Raw genomic sequence first — 18,871 nt, 5'->3', positions numbered from 1 at the left:
CGGCGGAGGTGAACAAAATGAAAGCAACCACAAGTAAAGAGGCGGCCCGTATTCTGATCGTTGAGGATGACTTCGACATCAAGCAGATATTGGGCGTCTATCTCAAGCACGCCGGTTTCGAGGTGTTGAGCGCATCGGACGGCAGCGAAGCCATACAGGTCGTCCCAGAATTTTGTCCAGACCTGATCGTACTCGATCTCATGATGCAGCCGGTCGATGGCTGGGCCGTTTTGGACTGGCTCAATGCAGCACAGCCAGAGTCTCAGCCACCTCCCCTTTCATCCATACCTGTTCTGGTGCTGACCGCGCTCAACAATTTGGGAGAACAGGTGCGTGGCTTTGAAAAGGGTGCTATAGAATACATGACAAAACCAACACAGCCACGTATGATCGTCGAGCGCATTCGTACTATACTGGCCCTCAGTGCAGAACAGCGTGCCATGCTACATCGCAAGCGTATCGATGAGCAGCGTGAAACCCTTGAACGTGTTTCGGCTCCCCAGGCGGATGAATTCGTGTATGAGTAGCGCCCGCTAATACCTGGAGATCATACAAAAGTTGCGCCCTGGTAGATTGTCATTGCAATTGTTGCCCGCAGCGCGTGCAGAAACGATCTTTAGCACGATTCGCGCGATAGCAATTGGAACAAAGATTCATGTAGGAGCCACAGCGAATGCAATAGCTCACTTCTGGCTTATTAGCCGAATGGCAATTGGGGCAAGGATACATGGCTTGAACCGTGTAGGGCTGGCCCTTGTGATTCCCCGCGCTTGAATTGCTAGCCTCAAAATCCGAGGGAGTTATAGGCCTTGTAGGAACGCGATCAATAAAGCTGCTTGTTCGCGGAATGGAAGCATGCTTATTCGAGGCAGTCACCGCCATATCGAGCGCATTTGCCAGCTCGCTCGCGTTTTGGTAGCGCATCTCAGGCCTTTTCTGTAGCGTGGTAATAATCACATCGCGTACCGGTAAAGGAATAGATGGATTGAACATGCAGGGGTCGGGCGGTGGTTCATAAATATGACTATGAGCGATAGCATGATAGTTTTCTCCCACGAAAGGAGTACGCCCGGTAAGGGCCTCGAACAACATCACGCCAAGCGCGTAAATATCCGCTCTTCCGTCTACCGGTCCCCCCATGCATTGCTCCGGCGACATATATTCGGGTGTCCCTACGCCTGCTCCCGGGCGGGTCAGCCCTTTATTCCCTTGAAGCACTTTTGCTATGCCGAAATCCGAGAGGATAGGCCTGCCCGTGCGGTCCATCAAGACATTGACCGGCTTGATATCGCGATGAACGATACCTTGCTCGTGCGCGTATGCCAGGGCGCTCGCAAGCTGCTGAAATATACGGTTGGCCTCCAGCAAATCCATAAAGGGCATATTCGACCCACCGGTAAGATGCAGGATATCAAGCTGCTGCTTCAGGGTTCCCCCATCCACCAGTTGCATCACAATATACAGGTGGCCATTTTGCTGGCTGGCATCATGGACGGTCACGATATTAGGATGGGAGAGCCCGGCAACTAATTTGGCTTCCTGCGTAAAGCGTTCGACAAAGTTAGGATCCGAAGCATACCAGGGCGGAAGAACCTTGACTGCCACTTCACGATCAAGGTTCTCCTGACGTGCTCTATAGACACGAGCCATTCCACCCTGGCCGAGGGGGGCCAGGATCTTATACTTGCCAAGCATTGTCCCGATTAAGGGGTCACGTTGCATACCGCTTTAACGCATCAACGTTTGGCGAATACTAATACAGTTTGTCCGAGTTGAATTTTATCTCCCTCCTGCAGTGGGTAAGGCTGGTACTTGTTGACAGTCTGACCGTTGACTTTCGTGCCATTGGCGCTTCCCTCATCTCTCAGCGCATAATTGCCATTGCCCAGGTTGACAATTGAGGCATGGAGGCGTGAAACCGCCAGGTCTTCGAGGAAGATATCGCTTTCACGACTACGTCCGATGCTAAGACTATCTTTGCGCACTTCATAGACTCGCCCTGGCTCTTTCCCCTCCTCGACGCGTATAATACCCAGGCGTCCTGGAGCCTGTGGGCCTGTACTACGCATAATTGTCTTATCTTCGCTATCGAAAGGTGTACCTGCGCTGTAGCCCTGTCCCGGCATTTGCATCGGGTTCGCCGCTCCTGCCCCTGCGAATCCTTGTCCCTGCCCCGGCCATCCAGGTGCAGACCCTGAAGAAGGGGACTGAGCCGGTGACGGCTGCTGGAAATTTGAACCCCAGCCAGCCTGCGGCTGCGCGGGCTGCCCCCATGCATCGGCCGCCGGAGCGGGTTGTCCCCATGATTGGCCGGAACCGCTGCCGCTAAACGCAGTGGGCGCCTGCTGATTGTTCTGCTGGACCGGTTGATTCCACGCAGGAGCCGCTTGCTGTTGCCCCCATTGGTCTTGAGACGTTTGTACTGGAACTCCGCCCCATGCTTGCTGGCCGCTGCTACCCTGCGGGGATGAGGCCGGACTTCCCCAGGCATCGGCCTGCTGACCACTCTGCGCTCCCCAGCCACCTGCCGGTTGTTGAGCACCCTGCGCTCCCCAACCGCCTGCCTGCTGTTGAGCAGCATTTTGCGCATCCCACGCGCCGGGTTGCTGACCAAGGCCTTGCGCCTGACCTGCTTGTGCTCCCCATGCCGCCTGCTGCTGAGCATCCCAGGCATTTGCCACAGGCTGTTGCTGCTGACCAAAGCCCTGTGCTCCCCACGCCGCGGGCTGCTGCGCGGGATTCTGAGCGTCCCAGGCGCCGGCGGCAGGCTGTTGCTGCTGACCAAAGCCCTGTGCTCCCCAACCACCTGGCTGTTGCTGGGCCGGATTTTGCGCTCCCCAGGCCGCCTGTTGCGCGCCAGCCTGAGCACCCCAGGCGGCTTGCTGCTGAGCCGGATTTTGCGCATCCCAACCACCTGCCGCGGGCTGCTGCTGAGCGCCCCAGGCGGCAGGCTGTTGCTGCCCTACCTGTCCCCAGGCATTATCACCGCCTACAGCGCCGCCCTGATTCCATGCACCATTCGCCCCCTGTTGCTGGGCCTGGCGCTGCCAATCAGGCAACCCTGACCCGGCGGAGGAAGCTGGCTTTTTCTTGCCGCCACGGAAAAGCATTACTGCCACAATCGCTATGATCGCGGCTATAACTATCGCAGCGCCGGCAATAATATAGGTTGTGTTCCCCCCAAAGATCGATAATCCCAGTACCAGAGTTGTAAAGGCGAGCATCTCACTCATATCGTTCACCTCTTTAGAGAATTGTAGGAGCGCAAGGCTTTGGTTCATTGCGCCCGACTGATATTTATACTATGGGCGCGAAAGATCGCACCCCTACAATTGGTAATCTATCGTAATTCAAAACGGACTTCTACACTCCCGAATCGCAGTATATCACCATCTTTAAGCGCACGCTCCTCATGTGGCGTTAACACTACTCCATTTAAGCGCGTTTTATTTAAGGCATTAAGGTCTTCTACGGTATAGTGCCCCTGCTGGTTGCGCAAGTAGGCATGACGCCTGCCCACCGTCTTATCCGCGAGATTTATCTCTGGAAAGATACCCAGTACCGGGTCCTGGCGACCAACCACCATCAACTCCCCATTTAAGGCAATGGTCTGCCCACTTGCCAGAACGAGCAGGTACGCCTTTTTTGCAGGAGGTTCCGTCGATTTTGCCTGTTTCCCATCTGTTTTTGGTTCATTCCCTCCGGCTCGTCTCCCTGGTTCCCCTGATGTACCTTGCGCACCTACTCTGACTTGCGGTTTTTGTTGTTCGAATTTGCCTTCTCCTCCCTGATGCCGCTCCAATGCCTCTTGCCGGTCTGTCGGCTGCATAGCTTGTATCTGCTGTTGTAATTGCTCGAGCGCCGAGATGAACTCTTGCGGCGTGCTATAACGATCCGCCGGCGATTTCGCCATGGCCTTCTGCATGAACTGGTCCATCTCAACCGGCAGGTCGGGACGCAGGCGACAAATCGATGGCACTTTTTCGTTCATGTGCTTCACTACAATGTCTACCGCTGTTTCTCCCTCGAATGGAGGGCGACCGGTCAGCATCTCAAATAGCACAGCAGCTACAGAATACAGGTCAGAACGCGTATCTGCCGAACGCCCACTTTCCGCCTGTTCCGGCGGAATATAGTAAGCCGTTCCCATAAACACATTGGACTGCGTCAGCGTCACCGTCTCACGGCTGCGCGATAGGCCAAAATCGGTAATCTTGACGACATCCCTGCTGTTGATCACAATATTCTGCGGTTTAATATCTCGATGCACCACGCCATGCTTATAAGCGGTATCTAGCCCCTCCGCTATCTGCCGCGCGTAATTCAAGGCTCGCAACGGGTCCATCGGCCCGGATGTCAGTGTCTGATATTTCAAGTTCTGACCGTCGATGTAGTCCATCACGATATAATGCATATCGCTCTCGTCCCCATAGTCAAAAATTTGCACGATATGGGGGTCGCTGAGATGCAAAAGAATATGCGCCTCGCGTTGGAAACGTGCCAGCAACTCACCATCGTCCGAGAATTCAAGATGCATGACCTTGACGGCATAGATGCGATTGCTCTTGATATCGCGCGCGATATAGACAGTAGCAAAACTGCCACGTGCCAGCTCATCAATGAGTTTGTAGCGCCCCTTGATGACACGACCAATCATGTCACCGCTCATGCAACTCACTCCTCCTGACTGAAAGGCAAGCCATCTCTTCGCGGCTATTATACATCATTCAGCAGAGAATGTCATTGGGTATCAGGGCTACTACTTCCGGGTTGAGAAAAATCATATTAGCCCACCATGTTCTAGCAACGGAGCAGCAGGTAAAAGTTCCCTGGAATGGGTAGAGATTCCTAAAACTCATCCTCTTTTATCACTCTTCGTAACGCCCACCCAGGTGCTTTGCCAGGAATTTCTCAGCTGCCGCGTAAAATTTCAGGCGATTCTCCGGCCTGGCAAAACCGTGTCCCTCATCTGGGAAGAGCATATATTCGTACTCGATGCCTTTGCTTTTCATGGCCTCGACAATCTGCTCCGACTCGCTCTGTTTCACGCGAGGATCATTGGCACCTTGAGCAATTAAAATCGGTATTTTGATTTGATCGACCTTGAACAATGGAGAGCGCGATTTCAGGAACTCCTCCTCAGTATCCGGGTTACCGACACGCTTATAAAACACCACCAGCAGCGGTGTCCAGTAGGGTGGAATAGTCTTGATGAGCGTGATCAGATTGCTGGGTCCCACGATGTCAACAGCGCAGCAGAAAACATCGGGTGTAAATGTTGCTCCTACCAGGGCTGCATAGCCACCATACGAGCCGCCATAAATCGCCACTTTTTTGGCGTCCGCGATCCCTTGCTCAATCGCCCAATGCACACCATCCACCAGGTCATCGTGCATCTTTCCTCCCCACTCGCGATTGCCTGCATTCAAGAAATCCTTTCCATAGCCCGTCGAGCCACGATAATTCACCTGTAAGCAGGCATAGCCACGATTGGCAAACCATTGTGCTTCCGGGTTATAGCCCCAACTATCGCGCACCCAGGGCCCTCCATGAACATCGACCACCATTGGCAAGGGACCTCTATCCACCCAGGGCGGCAACGTCAGGTAGCCATGGATGGTTAAACCATCTCTGGCAGTGAAAGTAATGGGGCGCATTTTTGCCAGCGTATAGTTGTTTAACGCGGGCTGGTTATCGAAGAGGAAAGTGGCAGACTGGCTCTTGCGCTCATAGGCGTAATTGGCTACCGGCCCATCATCGACGGTGAATCGCACTACCCAGCTGGCATCAGCATCATCGCGGCTGCTTATCGCGAAATCACCGGGATGAATCTCCCGAATTGTATCAAAATCGACCCGAATCGATTCATCTAAAACCGTCCATTCCACGCGGTCCTTGTTAAAGGCGACCGCCTGAATCTCGTATGTATCGGGGTGTATCATGACATCACCCACATCATAATGCGGGTCTTCCGCGATCACGGTGATCGCCCCGGACGCGATATCCATTTTCACCAGGCGGCTGGCGTTGGCATTTCTTGAATCGACCAGGTACAGCGATTGGCCATCCAGCGAAAAATTGACCGGGTAACTATTCTCACTATCATCGCCTTCCCATACGAGCAATTCCCGCCATTCTGCCTGCTCATCCTCGCGATACAGCAACCCGCGCCCTCCATCCGCCGTCGCGGTGACTGCTACACGCACCTTGAAGTTGGCATCGGCTCCCCAACCAATAATATTGCCTGGATTTTTAGCAACCAGTCTCAACTGGCCGGTAGGCAGATCAAGGTGATACACATCATGTACCTGTGGATTATCCTTATTCAGGCCGAGCAGCAATTCATTGGGGAAATGCTTATTGCGCTCGATAACTCGTGCCTGCACATTTTCGAACGGGGTCAGGTCACGAGTTTCCCCACTGGCGAGATTTGTCGCGTAGAGCCGCCAGTTCTCGTTGCCCGCTACATCCTGTATATACAAAATATGCTGATTATCGGCAGCCCAGGCATAAAATCGGATACCTCGCTCCTCATCTCGCGTCACCGGCGCGTAATCATCCCTGCCAATCGTACCAACCCATACATTCAGCACATCGTTCACTGGCGCAAGATAGGCCATCCTGGTGCCATCCGGCGAAATCTGCGGACTGGCCTTGTCCGGGTTGCCGAAGAGAATTTTTCGGGGAATCAGTTCATTCAATGGATTATTTGAATGCTTCTGATTTTCGTCCATCATCCTGCTTCCTCTCTTGTTTTACTGTAGGACCGTTTTCCAACATCTCCCTATACACCTCATATGTTTGCCGCGCAATTTGTTCCTGGGTATAGTTCTCCAGCACACGCTGTCTGCCCTTTTTTGCCAGCGTTGCGTATAGTTCCGGGTCATCCAGCAAACGGCGTATGCAGGCAATCAATTCCTGGGCGTCGCCTTCGTGGAAAACCAGTCCGGCATCACCTATCACATAGGGAATTTCGCCGCTATCAGAACCAATCACCGGCGTTTCGCAAGCCATCGCCTCGGCCAGTATGCGTCCAAACTGCTCTTTCCAGTTTGGACGTGTCAGGGAAGGCAAGACGAGCGCATCCATTCTTTGTAATACGTCTGGAACCTGAAAAGTAGGAATCCCTTCTTTGAACGTGACCCGTTCGCTGACTCCCAGGCGTGCTGCTTCCTGCTCCAGCACAGATTTCATCGGCCCGTTTCCGATAAAGACCACGCGGCAATACTCTGGCAGGCCGGCCAGGGCCTCCACCATCAGCGGCAACCCCTTGTCCTCGACGAGACGACCAAGAAAGCCGAATGTGAACGGCTCACCGGCTTTGCGAGGCACGCGAGGTTCGCGGCGTTTGTAGATTTCCGTATCGAAACCGAATTGCGGGATAATATGAATAGGGCCGCTGTAGCCCTTGCGCCTCAAAACATCCGCGGCATCGCGATTTCCTGCCAGCGCGGCAGCTGCGTGACGATAATTGTACAGCTCCATCTGGCGAAACGGCGGCGGATAGTTACGCAAAAGATTCTGCCAGGTGAAAAATAAGGCGCGCGCCTTTTGCTGCTGCGACAGGTACATCGCATGGAACGTAGCAAAATTATACGGCTCCTCGTCGATATGCACGATCTCGGGCCGCACCTCGCGCATGATCTGGTGAAGGTGCGGATAGTAATGCAGGTGAAAGCTGCCGTTTAGCCTCATGGGCGTGACGATCATGCGGTAGCCGCTCGTGTAGAGACGTTCGAGTACCTGCTTGCTGCCATCATCGCGATTCCAGTATTCCGGTGTTACCAGGGTCAGTTCAACATCAGGGCATTTCGCCAATTCTTCAAGCTTGCGCTGGGAAGTACCCGCGACCAGCGCCTTTGAAATCATCAAAACTCGCATTTTATCTCTTCTTTTTGCTTCGTAGATACGCCTCTTTGTAAACGGCGACGGTCTCTGCCGCCGTCTTGCGCCAGCTGAATAGCGCGGCACGCTGTAGCGAACGCGCTCGCAAATCAGTCGCGAGCGCATCGTTCGTCAGTACATTGTACATGGCCTCGACCAGCGCATCTGTATCATTGGGATCAAGGGTAATCGCGGCATCTCCAACGACTTCCGGCAATGATGTACGATTGGAGCAGATCACCGGGGCGCCGCAGCTCATTGCCTCCAGGGGGTCCAGCCCGAAACCCTCGTAAAGCGAGGGAAACACAAACACGCTCGCAGCGCTATAGACAGCGGCCTTATCCTCCTCCTCGATGAAGCGATAAATGACCTGGCCCGTCATACCCAGGTTCGCCGCGACGGGGCGTGGATCGGGGAAGAGCGGCCCACTTTGCTTATCCGGGTTGCCGGCAATCAACAGTTGCAAATTGGGGTCGCCCAGCCGCCCATACACATGAGCGAAGGCGCGCACCAACTGTGGCACATTTTTACGTGCATCTAGCCCGCCGAGATAAAAGATATAGCGCGAACCCACGCCATAGCGTTTGCGCACCTCCGCCAGTTTTGCCTCATTGGTAACAGGTTGATACTCTTCTCCCGCCGCCTCATAAATCACGCGAATACGCTCGGCAGGAAGATGCAGGGCATCTATTATATCCTGCCTGGCATGCTGGGAAACGGCGATCACCAATGTAGCCCTATGCGCGGCGCGGGCCACCAGTTTCATATACGCGTTGACACTGGCACCGGCACGATAGAGTGGCAGGCGCATGGGAATCACATCATGAATCGTGACGACGGTGGGAGTGCGCGGAAAGTAGGGCGGCGCGAAATAAGGCACGTGAAAGATATCCACGCCGGCCTTACACGCGGCAGCGGGGCCTGTATATTGTTCCCAGATTAGCTTTTCTACGTTTTCATTGCGCGAGGCAAGGCCAGGGACAGGTTTTATCACAGTAGAAAACCTGCTCATATTATCATCGAGCCGGGATAATAGAGGACGCGGCCCTAACAGGACATACTCATTTTCCTCGTCAACCTCGGCCAGAGCATGTATCAAATGAGAAAGATATTGCCCGCTGCCACTGTTGGGGAATTGAAAGAAGAGACTATTGATGCCTATTTTCATCCGGCTCGCCCCTCTTTATAAAGATATTCATATAAAGAAAGCATTTTGCGGGCCGAGTTGGGCCAGGTAAACTGTTTGACTTGCTCGTAACCTTTCTGGCGCAGCTCCTCGCGCAATTGTTCATCCTCGATGAGGCGGGTAATGGCCCTTGCCAGTTCGTTCGTATCGTGTGGATCGACCAGCAACGCCGCGTCGCCCACCACCTCCGGCAAAGAAGATGTATTCGAGGTGATGACGGGAGCGCCACAGGCCATAGCTTCCAGAGGCGGCACGCCAAAGCCCTCAAAAAAGGACGGGAAAGCGAACACGTCAGTCAGGCTATACAACGTAATCAATTCAAGCTCGCTCACACGCCCTAGAAAACGAACCTTCTTCTCAAGTTTCAAGTCGGCCACCAGTTGCCGCGTCTCGTCATAGAGCCAGCCAGGACCGCCGGCAAGAGCCAGCATTGCCGGTCGCTGCTGCTGCTTCTTACCCTTTCCGCTTCCACCACTGGCCTGTGCCTGGTAGAAAGCCTTAATCAATCCAAGATGATTTTTGCGCGGCTCCAACGTGCCAACACCCAGTATTAATGGATGTTTCAGTTCATATTTATTGCGCGTTGCTCCCAGCAGTAGCGGGTCGGTAATGCGCCGGAACGTTGGCCGGATGCCGTTAGGGATGACGGTAATCTTTTCCGCCGGCGTCTTGAAGTGTTCGATAAGCGCCTGCTTCGTTGCTTGCGAGACGGCGGCCACTGCATCGGCGGCGCTGATTGCTTCCGGTACAACTTTCGTCAGATAGACTGCAAGCTCAGGGACGGCATACTCTGGATGTTCTAAAAAGGCCAGGTCGTGGACGGTTACGACCTTGCGCAATTTGCCGTTGAGCGGGGGCAACACAAAGTCGGGCCCATGGTAGATATCTACCTGCCCGGTGAAAAACGTGGCGTAAAGCGGCAGACGCCAGCGATACCAGAGGATGTTCAGATAGCGGTCGGGGATAAAGACGCTGCGCCCTCGCACATTCTGCGCAACAGGAAAAGGACGCTCCTTTGTGGGGCGTCCACTTGTCAGCAGGATATACTGGTTCGTGGTATCCTGCGCGAGCATGGCATCGACCAGGCTGCGTACATAATTTCCGACGCCGGCTCCTTGCCGGACCGCCGCCGTATAGTCAATAGCAATACGCATAAGAAAAGATCATTATCCTGGAGGCCAGCCAAATTTGCGACCCCCAAGCAGGTGAAAATGCAAATGAAAGACACTTTGCCCGGCATCAGGCCCTACATTCGTTACCATGCGGTAGCCACTTTTCTCAAATCCCATCTCGCGAGCCAGCTTTGCCGCGGTAGTAAAGATATAGGCAAGTACAGGCCCATCATCGAGCGTCAAATCGGCCATTGACGGGATATGACGACGAGAAATGATCAGGATGTGATGCGGAGCCTGCGGGTTAATGTCCTCAAACGCTACAACATCGTTGTCCTGGTAGACGATTTTACCCGGTATCTGACCGGCTGCAATTTTGCAGAACAGGCAGTTTTCCTCCATAGGTTCCCCTTGCTATCGTGCTACAATGCTTCATCCGATAAAAGGGCTGGCACCCACGAGGGGTGCCATTGCATGTCTTCGATCAGATGAACGTCAACAGCGCGTTATTCTGTCTGGCTTGCCCCCCCGTCGACCGGCGTTGCCGCAATCGCTTCTGAAGTTTCAGGTGCGCCTGGCGTATGCTCCGCTTCTGATGGGCTATTCGCGCTGGTATCAGCAGTTTGCACCATACTCGAAGTATCCGCTACAACATCGGAAGTTGTTGCTGCTTCATCCGTCCCTCTGACCATCTCAGTATCTACGATTGCCTTTCCATCATTCGAATCAGCAGCCACAGGAACACCTTCGGCACCCTCGGTGGGTGAAGCGGACTCCGTTGTCGATGTCGCCTGTTCGGTCTTATCCTCTTCTCCTGTTGCAGAGCTATCCGCAGCGGCCTTCTTTTTCTTAGGCTGGAGTTCGAGGCCATGCAGCGCGGGATCATTATACTGCGGCAGGTTCATTTCCAGGCGTATCGCTTTGATTGCCTGGTAGACCGTACTCGGCTTAAGACCAAGCTCATCGGCAATCGTCTTATGCACTCCGACAGGTGGAAGAGGCAGGTACGGTTCGTAGGCGGCCTTGATCTTCGCCAGTTCTTCGCTATCGCCCTTGTAGGTCTGCATTTCCCACCAGCTTGGAATACCTTGCCGGTCGCGCAGTTCTTTGACGATCTTCTTGACGGCTTTCTTGGGTATACCCAGCTCTTTCGAGATCTGCGTGCGAATACCGTCAAACTCGGTCGGCGTTGCCAGCTCCAGGTAGCGTTCCTCAACCTGTTTGACCTGCTCTTCGGTTGGTACAAAAGGTTTCGGTGGCGGAATCTTCTCACGTTTTGGCTTAGGTGGCGCGGCAGGCCTCGGCTTCTTGACTTTTTGTTCTGGCCGCCCGCCCCGATTGCCACCTGGGAAGCGGTCGCGGCGAGGCTCACCCGGCGGTTTTGGTCGTGGCCCGCGCCCATAGCCACCTTCCAGAGGCTGGCGAGGTCGCTGCCCAATAGTGCCTCCTATACCGGAACCGCCAACTCGATAGCCTCCCGGCCCGCGATCCTCGCGGTAACCACCCGGCCCACGATTGCCGCGGTCATCTCGATACCCTCCTGGCCCGCGATCTTCTCGATACCCTCCTGGCCCGCGATTACCCCCCTCGCGATACCCTCCTAATCCCCGATCTTCTCGATACCCTCCTGGCCCGCGATCTTCACGGTAGCCACCCGGTATACGATCATCCCGGTAGCCTCCTGGGCCGCGGTCTTCTCGATAACCGCCCGGCCCGCGATTACCCATACGTTCTGATCCACCGCGATTATCGCGAGGAGCAGGGGAGAAAGGCAACCTGGGACGTTGTGGCGAATCCGGTTCGCCTACTTTGATATCTTCGACGGAATCGAACCAACGGCTTGTTTCACCGGGGGCCGGTTTTGGTTTAGGTGGTGGCGTTGGTCGTGTAGTACCTGTTGCACCAGGAACACCCTGGTCTGCGATTCTGCTTGTGGCGGGTGGAGTTGACTTTGCCGCCAATTTTTCTTTTCGGGCCTTCTGCAAACAGTCTGGGCAAGTTACTTCTTTAGCATTAGCCGACTGAAACCACTTGCCGCAGGTGGTGCAGCGCATCTTGATCTTGCTCATGCGCAATCTCCCCTGAAACTGATACAAACTGGACAAAAACTCTCTGTCCTAGCGTCGGAATGCACTTCCCATTGTAGCCCTATGCAATGGCTTTGTCTAGCCCCTATTTTTGGATGTTTTGTCATCCGTTCCCTATCTCTGGCGTGTTCAAGAGTAGAGTTTATCGTATATATTTTTCAATTTTAAGAAGGCTTCAGAGGTTGCCTGACATGCTGGTCCTGTTATATAGTTCTACCAATAACACCATCATAGGTTTAACATAAGTAAAGAGGAACGCTCATGGAACAGAAAGAGCTTGCCGAGGTCAGGCTTCCAGGAGACCTCCCACAACAGGCAATACCCAATGTAGCCCAGAACGAACCGGATTCATCAGACAAATCCCACCTTTCAATATGGAACTGGAAGAACATACGCCGGGTTTTGCGGGCGAGTGCATTTAGTCCTACCTGGCTTCCCGCTCCCTGGAATGCCCCGCTGGTTGGCTATCTGGCATCACTATGCTTGCCTGCTTTGATGATACTATTTACCCTGTTCGTGCTGCACATCTTTCCCAGCTTTTCTCTGCGAGGAATATTTGCTCTATCCTCTGTACTGCTGATTGCTCTTTTGTGGGGTACAGGCCCGGGCCTGATTGCTACCTTATGCGGAGCAATCTTGCTGAATTTCATAGTCCTTCCTCCCACTTTTACATGGAGTCTTTCCTCGGCGCAACCGCTCCTGGAAACAGGAACTTTCCTGGTTTTTGGTATTGCTATCTGCCTGGTTGTCAGTCGTATCGAATACGCGCGCAGCCACGCTGAACAAGCGCACCAGCAGATACAACAATTGGTAACACAGTTAGAACAGGAGAAAGCTCAGGCAGCAGCTCAGGCAAACGAACTGGAAGCCATCGTTACAGCCATCGCCGACGGGGTCTTCGTCTATGACAACACCTATCATGTACGGCGCACAAATCCTGCCGCCCAGGCGTTCAATCCATATACCCAGCAGGGCGATTATGCAGACCAACCATTTCCCAATCGCTTTTCTATGTTTCTCCCGCGTGACGAGCAGGGCCGGCCATTTCCTCAAGAGAAACTGCCCGCGGCACGTGTCCTTCAGGGTGAGATTCTCGCAGGCTCGCACGCGATTGATATAATGCTGCGCACCGTCAATGGAGAAGATCGCATCTACAATGTGAGTGGAGCGCCTATTCGCGACCAGGCAGGAGATGTCCAGGGAGCAGTGGTTGTGATGCGCGACGTGACCGAACTACGCCGGGGTGCTCAGCGCACCCGCGCTGCCCTGCAAGCCCTCTTGCAGTTTGCGGAGGCACTGGTACAGGCAGGAGTAATGCAAAAAGCGGAAAATGATGGCGAGGAAACCGGTGAAGAAAGTGATATAGATGTCGTTGTCCAGCGCCTTGCGGGTCTCATGAGCCAGGTCGTGGGTTACCCATTTGTGAGCCTGACACTCTTCAAGGAAACGACGCAGGAGTTGCGCTCCAAAGCGACAGTTGGGATGCCTCCTGAACATGAGCAGGCCTGGCGGAAGAGGCAGAGAGGCTTCACCATACATGAACTCGTTGCTGGCACTTCTATAGAGCGCCGCATCCTGGCAGGGGAAGCAGTGGTTCTCGATCTGCGAGAACCTCCTTTTGCCGGTCGCCCCAATGCTTATGGGCCGAGGAAGCTGCTACTGGTACCAATGATGCTCGAGGGACGAATAGTTGGAGTGGTTACCTATGATTCAGGCGATCCATCGCATGACTATTCTGAGGATGAAATAGCGCTAGCCAGGGCTTTGGCCCAACTGGCTGTCCTTACTGTAGAGCGCAGCCGGTTATTTCAGGAGCGCACCGAGGCGCAGGCTTCTGTACTGGCGTTGCGAGAAACGAATCGCTTGATGGATGAGTTCATCGGCATCGCTGGTCATGAATTGCGTACTCCCCTCACAACGATTCAGGGAAGTGTTCAGCTTGCTAAACGACAGGTAAACCGAGCGCTCAAGCAAGAGGCGAACTTACCTGGCGAAGTAACGGCTATGTTAACTGCCATCCAGGGTCACATTGACCGTACAGAGCGGCAGATTCGCATGCAAAACCGCTTGATCAGCGACCTGCTCGACGTGGCTCGCATTCATGCTAACCGGTTAGAACTCCATCCCCAGCTTTGCGACCTGTTATCCATAGTGCATGAGAGTGTCGAAGATCAACGCTATCTAACTCCCGCCAGAACTATCAAACTGGTGACACACGTAACCGATGAGGTGCTGGTAATGGCCGATGCCGATCGCCTGCGGCAGGTAATCAGCAATTTGCTCTCCAATGCCCTCAAATACTCAGAGGCAGATAAGCCGGTAGAGGTCTGCCTTGAACTTGCCGGTAGCATGGCCAAAGTATCCGTGCGCGATGAAGGGCCAGGATTGTCCAGGGAACAGCAGCAGCACATCTGGGAGCGCTTTTATCGCGTGCCGGAAGTGGAGGTCAAGAGTGGCTCTGGAGTTGGCCTGGGATTGGGATTGCATATCAGCCGCATGATTATCGAACGCCTCGGTGGTCAGGTCGGAGTGCAGAGTTCGCCGGGCAAGGGTTCGACCTTCTGGTTTACGCTTCCGTTAGCGGAGCCGGGCTAGAATTTTCCGAATCGTTATGGCTCAAGAGGAATCACCAAGACCATTAAGTTCCAAGAGCAGTTTCCAACTCTCTCAAGTAACTTAGATGTGCTTCAGAATCTAGAGGAGCACTACTAAAATAGATGTGTTCCTCTGGCCGGGTTCCAGATCGCAAACTAAATGTAAAGACACGGACATCATTAGCTCCCGGCACTGCTGGCAACGCCTGTCCATAAGGATATGCTTGTACAGCCAGCGTAGGAATAAGAACTGAACCGTTCTTACTACCGGGAGTACTGGTTTTTTTACTGAGTAGCTTCCGTAGCGGTCGCGAAAGCATTGAATCCAATACAAATGGGTATTTTGCAGTAATCTCAGAATAGTCCAGGATACGTTCTGGCTTTCCAATAATAGGCGACCCGTCTGGAGAGCGTAGTTCAGATAGGAAACGCTGTATGCTTTCAAAGATAGCACTGATAGCCGAAGATTGGCCGGCCACATCAATAACTATTCTGTCCCGCTCAAAATGTAGGAACCGGATAGGTACTATTTGCTGATCAGAAGACAGATACATCCCTGTCTTGAAGACAAGGCCAGGTGGAATTGTGGCAACAACCTCCCCAAATGTAGGAAATGGCGTACCTACAGCAGGCAAATTATGATTGAATAAAGAACTCCTCCACATCCCGCAAACTCGTCGTCCTGCGTGCAGGGGGAAGCGCGTTCAAGATCAATCTCCCGTAACCCTTGGTATGCAAGCGCGTATCGAGAATGGCCATTACGCCGCGGTCGTCGTGCGTGCGCAGCAAACGTCCCAGGCCTTGCTTCAGGCGCAGCACAGTTTGGGGAAGCACATAGGCGCCGAACCAGTTCTCACCGGCGGCCTTCATGTGCGCAACACGCGCCTCGTGAACAGGGTCATCCGGCGGGTCAAACGGCAGCTTGTCGATTACCACCAGCGAAAGTGCCTCCCCGGCGATATCCACGCCTTCCCAGAAGCTCTTCAGACCAAAGAGGATGGCTCCCTCGGTCTCGCGAAATGTGCGCGTAAGCTCCAGGCGGGTCATATCTCCCTGTCGCAGCAGTGGATAATCCAGGTGTGAGGGCAGCGAACGACAAAACTCGTCAAATACTTCCTCGAGCATGCGCCTGCTCGAAAAGAGCAAAAAGGCCCGTCCGCGCGAAGCCTCGACCAGCTTCATCATTTCGCGCGCGATGGACTTCGAATAGCGAATCGCCTCCGGCCCCGAACCATACACGGGTTCCGGCAAGTGACGCGGAATATAGAGGACAGCATTATGCTCGTAATCGAACGTGAGCGGCAGAATGCGTTCCTGGACATTGGGATAATCGTGATGGTCGAGTCCCACACGGCGGCGGAAATAGGCGAAATTCGGGCCGCGATCATCCAATCTCTGAGGATTCGGGCCAATCGTTGCCAGCGTCGCAGAGGTACAGATCACGTTATACTTATCAAACAATCGCTCTTTCAGCCAGCCGGACACTTCCAGAGGAGCCGCAAACACCTCGAGATAGCTCCCACGCCTTCCCTGCGTATTGACACGTTCGACATAGTAGACAAATTTATCCGGCTGATCGACTGAAAAAACTGTACGCATGCTTGCCGCCAGATTTTTTGTGCGAGCAATCAGCATATCGTACATCTGATCCTCTTTTTCGGTCATCGACTTCGGGCGCATCTGGCGCAGTGAATTTGCCAGCCTGTCCAGTACTTTCGCCAGGGCCAATCCTTCTTCCAATGGGTCCACCAGGTTGACTCGTCCCTTGTTGCCAGGATCGGCCACCTGTGAGAGACGTTCCCAGGTAATTCTCGCGGTGTGTTCGGCCTCATCCTGCAGGCTCACCGCGCTATGGTCCTTGAGCAAACGTTGTGCCAGCAGCGTCGTCACCTGTCCATAGCTGACCTTTACGGTGAAAACGCGCGTCGCCTCTTCCTCCAGGTGATGCGCCTCATCCACTACGATCACGTCGCGCTCGGGCAGCAGAAAGCCCTCTAACTCCGCATCGATGAGCAGCAGCGTATGGTTGACGACAATCACCTTCGCATATCCAGCCTTCACCTTCATCTTGCGCACATAGCAATCCTTAAAAAATTGACATTTGCCCCATGTGCATTGATCGCGTTCAGCATAGACCTTACTGCGAATATCGGCGGGAAGCGTAAAATCCAGCGTCTCAAAGTCACCTGTGAAGCTAGAATCGGGATCATTGACAATATCGACCAGCCGCATAAAATCACGATTCTTGACCAGGTGCTGTATCCCGTTGCGTTCCTCCTCCAGCCGGTCGAGGCACACGTAGTTAGCCATGCCCTTGACCAGGGCAGCATCAAATTGCTGAATGTGTTTCTGCACAAAGGGGATATCCTTAAAGAAAAGCTGTTCCTGCAAGGCCTTGTTCGCCGTGCTGATGATCGCGATTTTGCCTGAGCGCACGATGGGAATGAGATACGCTAAGCTTTTGCCCGTACCTGTTGAGGCTTCGATGATGGCCGGGGCTTCGCCTGTCAATGATTGCGCAACCAGCTGCGCCATCTCAATTTGTGCTGCCCGCTCCTCGTAACCGGGCAGCCTGCGCGAGAGAATGCCGCCCTGTCGGAGATCGGCAGTGACAATCTCTTCCAGCGAATATTGACTATCCCGGGCAACCGGAGCGGTCTTGATTACCTCATCGTATACTACCGCTTCGGGTTCGGCGAATTGATCCTCTATCCTCACATTTTCTCCTGATACCTCATCCACAATGCTGGCAGAAGTTGTGGATTGTGTAGAAATGGGCGCAATCAATTTTTGTTCCGCATCGCTATTCTTTTGTAGAGCAGAAACGCGTGGAGATGCCGCGACCTCCACTTCGTCTGAAGCTATCGAGGCCGGTGCAAGTGCTATTGATTTGACTTTATGTGATTTCCTGGAGGCTGGCACAGGAGACGCGACCTGGATTCCTTTTTCCTCATTTTTTGAAACTGGCTGTTGGATGTTTCGTGCAGTGGAACCAGGTTCGCTATATGATACTGATACCTGTTTCGTCTCCGATGGTTCAGCCATGGGAATGCCCATCAATGCTCGCAAATAGGCATCGGCAAATTTCTGGACATTCGAGAAACGCTCTTCCGGGTTCAGCGAGAGCGCCTTGAGCAGCACCTGTTCAACCTGAGATGAAATGGCGCTATTGAAAGTACGAGGTGAGGGCAGCGGTTCGTGTTCCTGCTGGTAAAGCAAAGCATCAGGTTCATTTGCCAGGTAAGGACGCCGCCCACACAACCATTCAAACGCCATCACTGCTAAACTATACTGGTCGCTGGCGGCAACCGGCGTTCCGCGTAGTTGTTCAGGAGCCATGTAGGGGAGTGCCTTACCAGTGATAGTTAGAGGAGCGATTTCGCCTTGCTCCTGGTTTTGCGGTAGTGGAGCGAAATCGGTGAGCAAGATATCATTATTCTGGGCAAAAAGCAGGTTGCCGGGATGGATGTTGCTATGCAGGGTATTGGTCTGATGGGCGTAGTTGAGCGCATCGGCAACAATAGAGATTATGCGCTTCACTTCTACAGGCGAATACTGCTGCCCAATTACAAAGCGTTGCGCCTGCTCATCTTCCAGCACATATTGAATAATGTGGTAGCCATACTCCTCGTTCCCACCCGTTCCAGCGATAAAACCGGCGTCCTGTATCTCTGCGATGTTGCGATGTTTAAGCTTCTTGAGTTTTTTAGCATGGGCAAGAAAGGCCTCCCTGGCTTCAGGTGTGCTGAAGGGGATATGAAATAGTTTGATAACGACGTACTTTTTGTGATGTTTTCCAAGGTAGGTACGACCGGTAGAACCTTCATTGAGCAGACGAATATTCGTATAAGGGCCAATCTGCTCCAGTCCTACATCAACCATGATCATGCTCTCTCCCCAATAAAAAAAATATGAACGGATGTTTGTCACGCATGCAAAGTATAGCACATAGGCCGGGAAGATGCACCACATTTAAGAGCAGGTGATTACTCAGAAGTCCTCATCCCA

Annotated in this window: 12 protein-coding genes; 2 read left to right on the top strand and 10 right to left on the bottom strand. The window is 53.6% G+C overall.

Annotation, left to right across the window (positions count from 1 at the left end; translation table 11 throughout):
• Nucleotides 1-17 precede the first annotated feature (17 nt).
• Nucleotides 18-527 carry a response regulator gene (locus VFA09_12095; protein HZU68009.1) on the top strand — a complete coding sequence of 170 codons (510 nt, stop codon included), beginning with the start codon at nt 18-20 and terminating at the stop codon, nt 525-527.
• 49 nt (nt 528-576) lie between these two features.
• Here the strand turns inward: VFA09_12095 and VFA09_12090 are convergent, their stop codons facing one another.
• The 9 genes from VFA09_12090 to VFA09_12050 form a co-directional block, all read right to left on the bottom strand.
• The gene (locus VFA09_12090; GenBank protein ID HZU68008.1) at nt 577-1,722 is read right to left on the bottom strand and encodes a serine/threonine-protein kinase; all 1,146 of its coding nucleotides are present in this window, start codon (nt 1,720-1,722) and stop codon (nt 577-579) included.
• Between the two features lie 14 nt (nt 1,723-1,736).
• Complete coding sequence (locus VFA09_12085; protein ID HZU68007.1) at nt 1,737-3,233, bottom strand: FHA domain-containing protein; 1,497 nt, start codon at nt 3,231-3,233, stop codon at nt 1,737-1,739.
• A 107-nt stretch (nt 3,234-3,340) separates the two neighbouring features.
• Nucleotides 3,341-4,669, bottom strand: coding sequence for a protein kinase (locus VFA09_12080; protein ID HZU68006.1), 1,329 nt, complete (start codon nt 4,667-4,669; stop codon nt 3,341-3,343).
• Between the two features lie 199 nt (nt 4,670-4,868).
• Nucleotides 4,869-6,737: a S9 family peptidase gene (locus tag VFA09_12075; protein HZU68005.1), complete on the bottom strand. Its 1,869-nt coding sequence runs from the start codon at nt 6,735-6,737 to the stop codon at nt 4,869-4,871.
• Nucleotides 6,706-7,881: a glycosyltransferase gene (locus VFA09_12070; protein HZU68004.1), complete on the bottom strand. Its 1,176-nt coding sequence runs from the start codon at nt 7,879-7,881 to the stop codon at nt 6,706-6,708. Before VFA09_12070 ends, VFA09_12075 begins: the two co-directional genes overlap by 32 nt.
• A gap of 1 nt (nt 7,882) precedes the next feature.
• Nucleotides 7,883-9,052 (bottom strand): glycosyltransferase family 1 protein, encoded by a 1,170-nt coding sequence (locus VFA09_12065; protein HZU68003.1) that lies wholly within the window; start codon nt 9,050-9,052, stop codon nt 7,883-7,885.
• Nucleotides 9,049-10,224 (bottom strand): glycosyltransferase family 1 protein, encoded by a 1,176-nt coding sequence (locus VFA09_12060; protein HZU68002.1) that lies wholly within the window; start codon nt 10,222-10,224, stop codon nt 9,049-9,051. Before VFA09_12060 ends, VFA09_12065 begins: the two co-directional genes overlap by 4 nt.
• Before the next feature lie 12 nt (nt 10,225-10,236).
• Entirely contained in the window at nt 10,237-10,584 is a 348-nt protein-coding gene (locus VFA09_12055; protein ID HZU68001.1) for a histidine triad nucleotide-binding protein, read from the bottom strand.
• Between the two features lie 104 nt (nt 10,585-10,688).
• Nucleotides 10,689-12,251, bottom strand: a complete 1,563-nt coding sequence (locus VFA09_12050) for a hypothetical protein (GenBank protein HZU68000.1) — start codon at nt 12,249-12,251, stop codon at nt 10,689-10,691.
• Between the two features lie 279 nt (nt 12,252-12,530).
• On the opposite strand from VFA09_12050, the gene VFA09_12045 reads away from it, so the two are divergent.
• Nucleotides 12,531-14,864: an ATP-binding protein gene (locus tag VFA09_12045; protein ID HZU67999.1), complete on the top strand. Its 2,334-nt coding sequence runs from the start codon at nt 12,531-12,533 to the stop codon at nt 14,862-14,864.
• A gap of 635 nt (nt 14,865-15,499) precedes the next feature.
• Here VFA09_12045 and VFA09_12040 read toward each other — a convergent pair.
• Complete coding sequence (locus VFA09_12040) at nt 15,500-18,751, bottom strand: helicase C-terminal domain-containing protein (protein ID HZU67998.1); 3,252 nt, start codon at nt 18,749-18,751, stop codon at nt 15,500-15,502.
• Between the last annotated feature and the right edge of the window lie 120 nt (nt 18,752-18,871).

Source organism: Ktedonobacteraceae bacterium, assembly GCA_035653615.1.
Lineage (GTDB): Bacteria > Chloroflexota > Ktedonobacteria > Ktedonobacterales > Ktedonobacteraceae > DASRBN01.
This window is presented reverse-complemented; position numbering and strand designations above follow the sequence as displayed.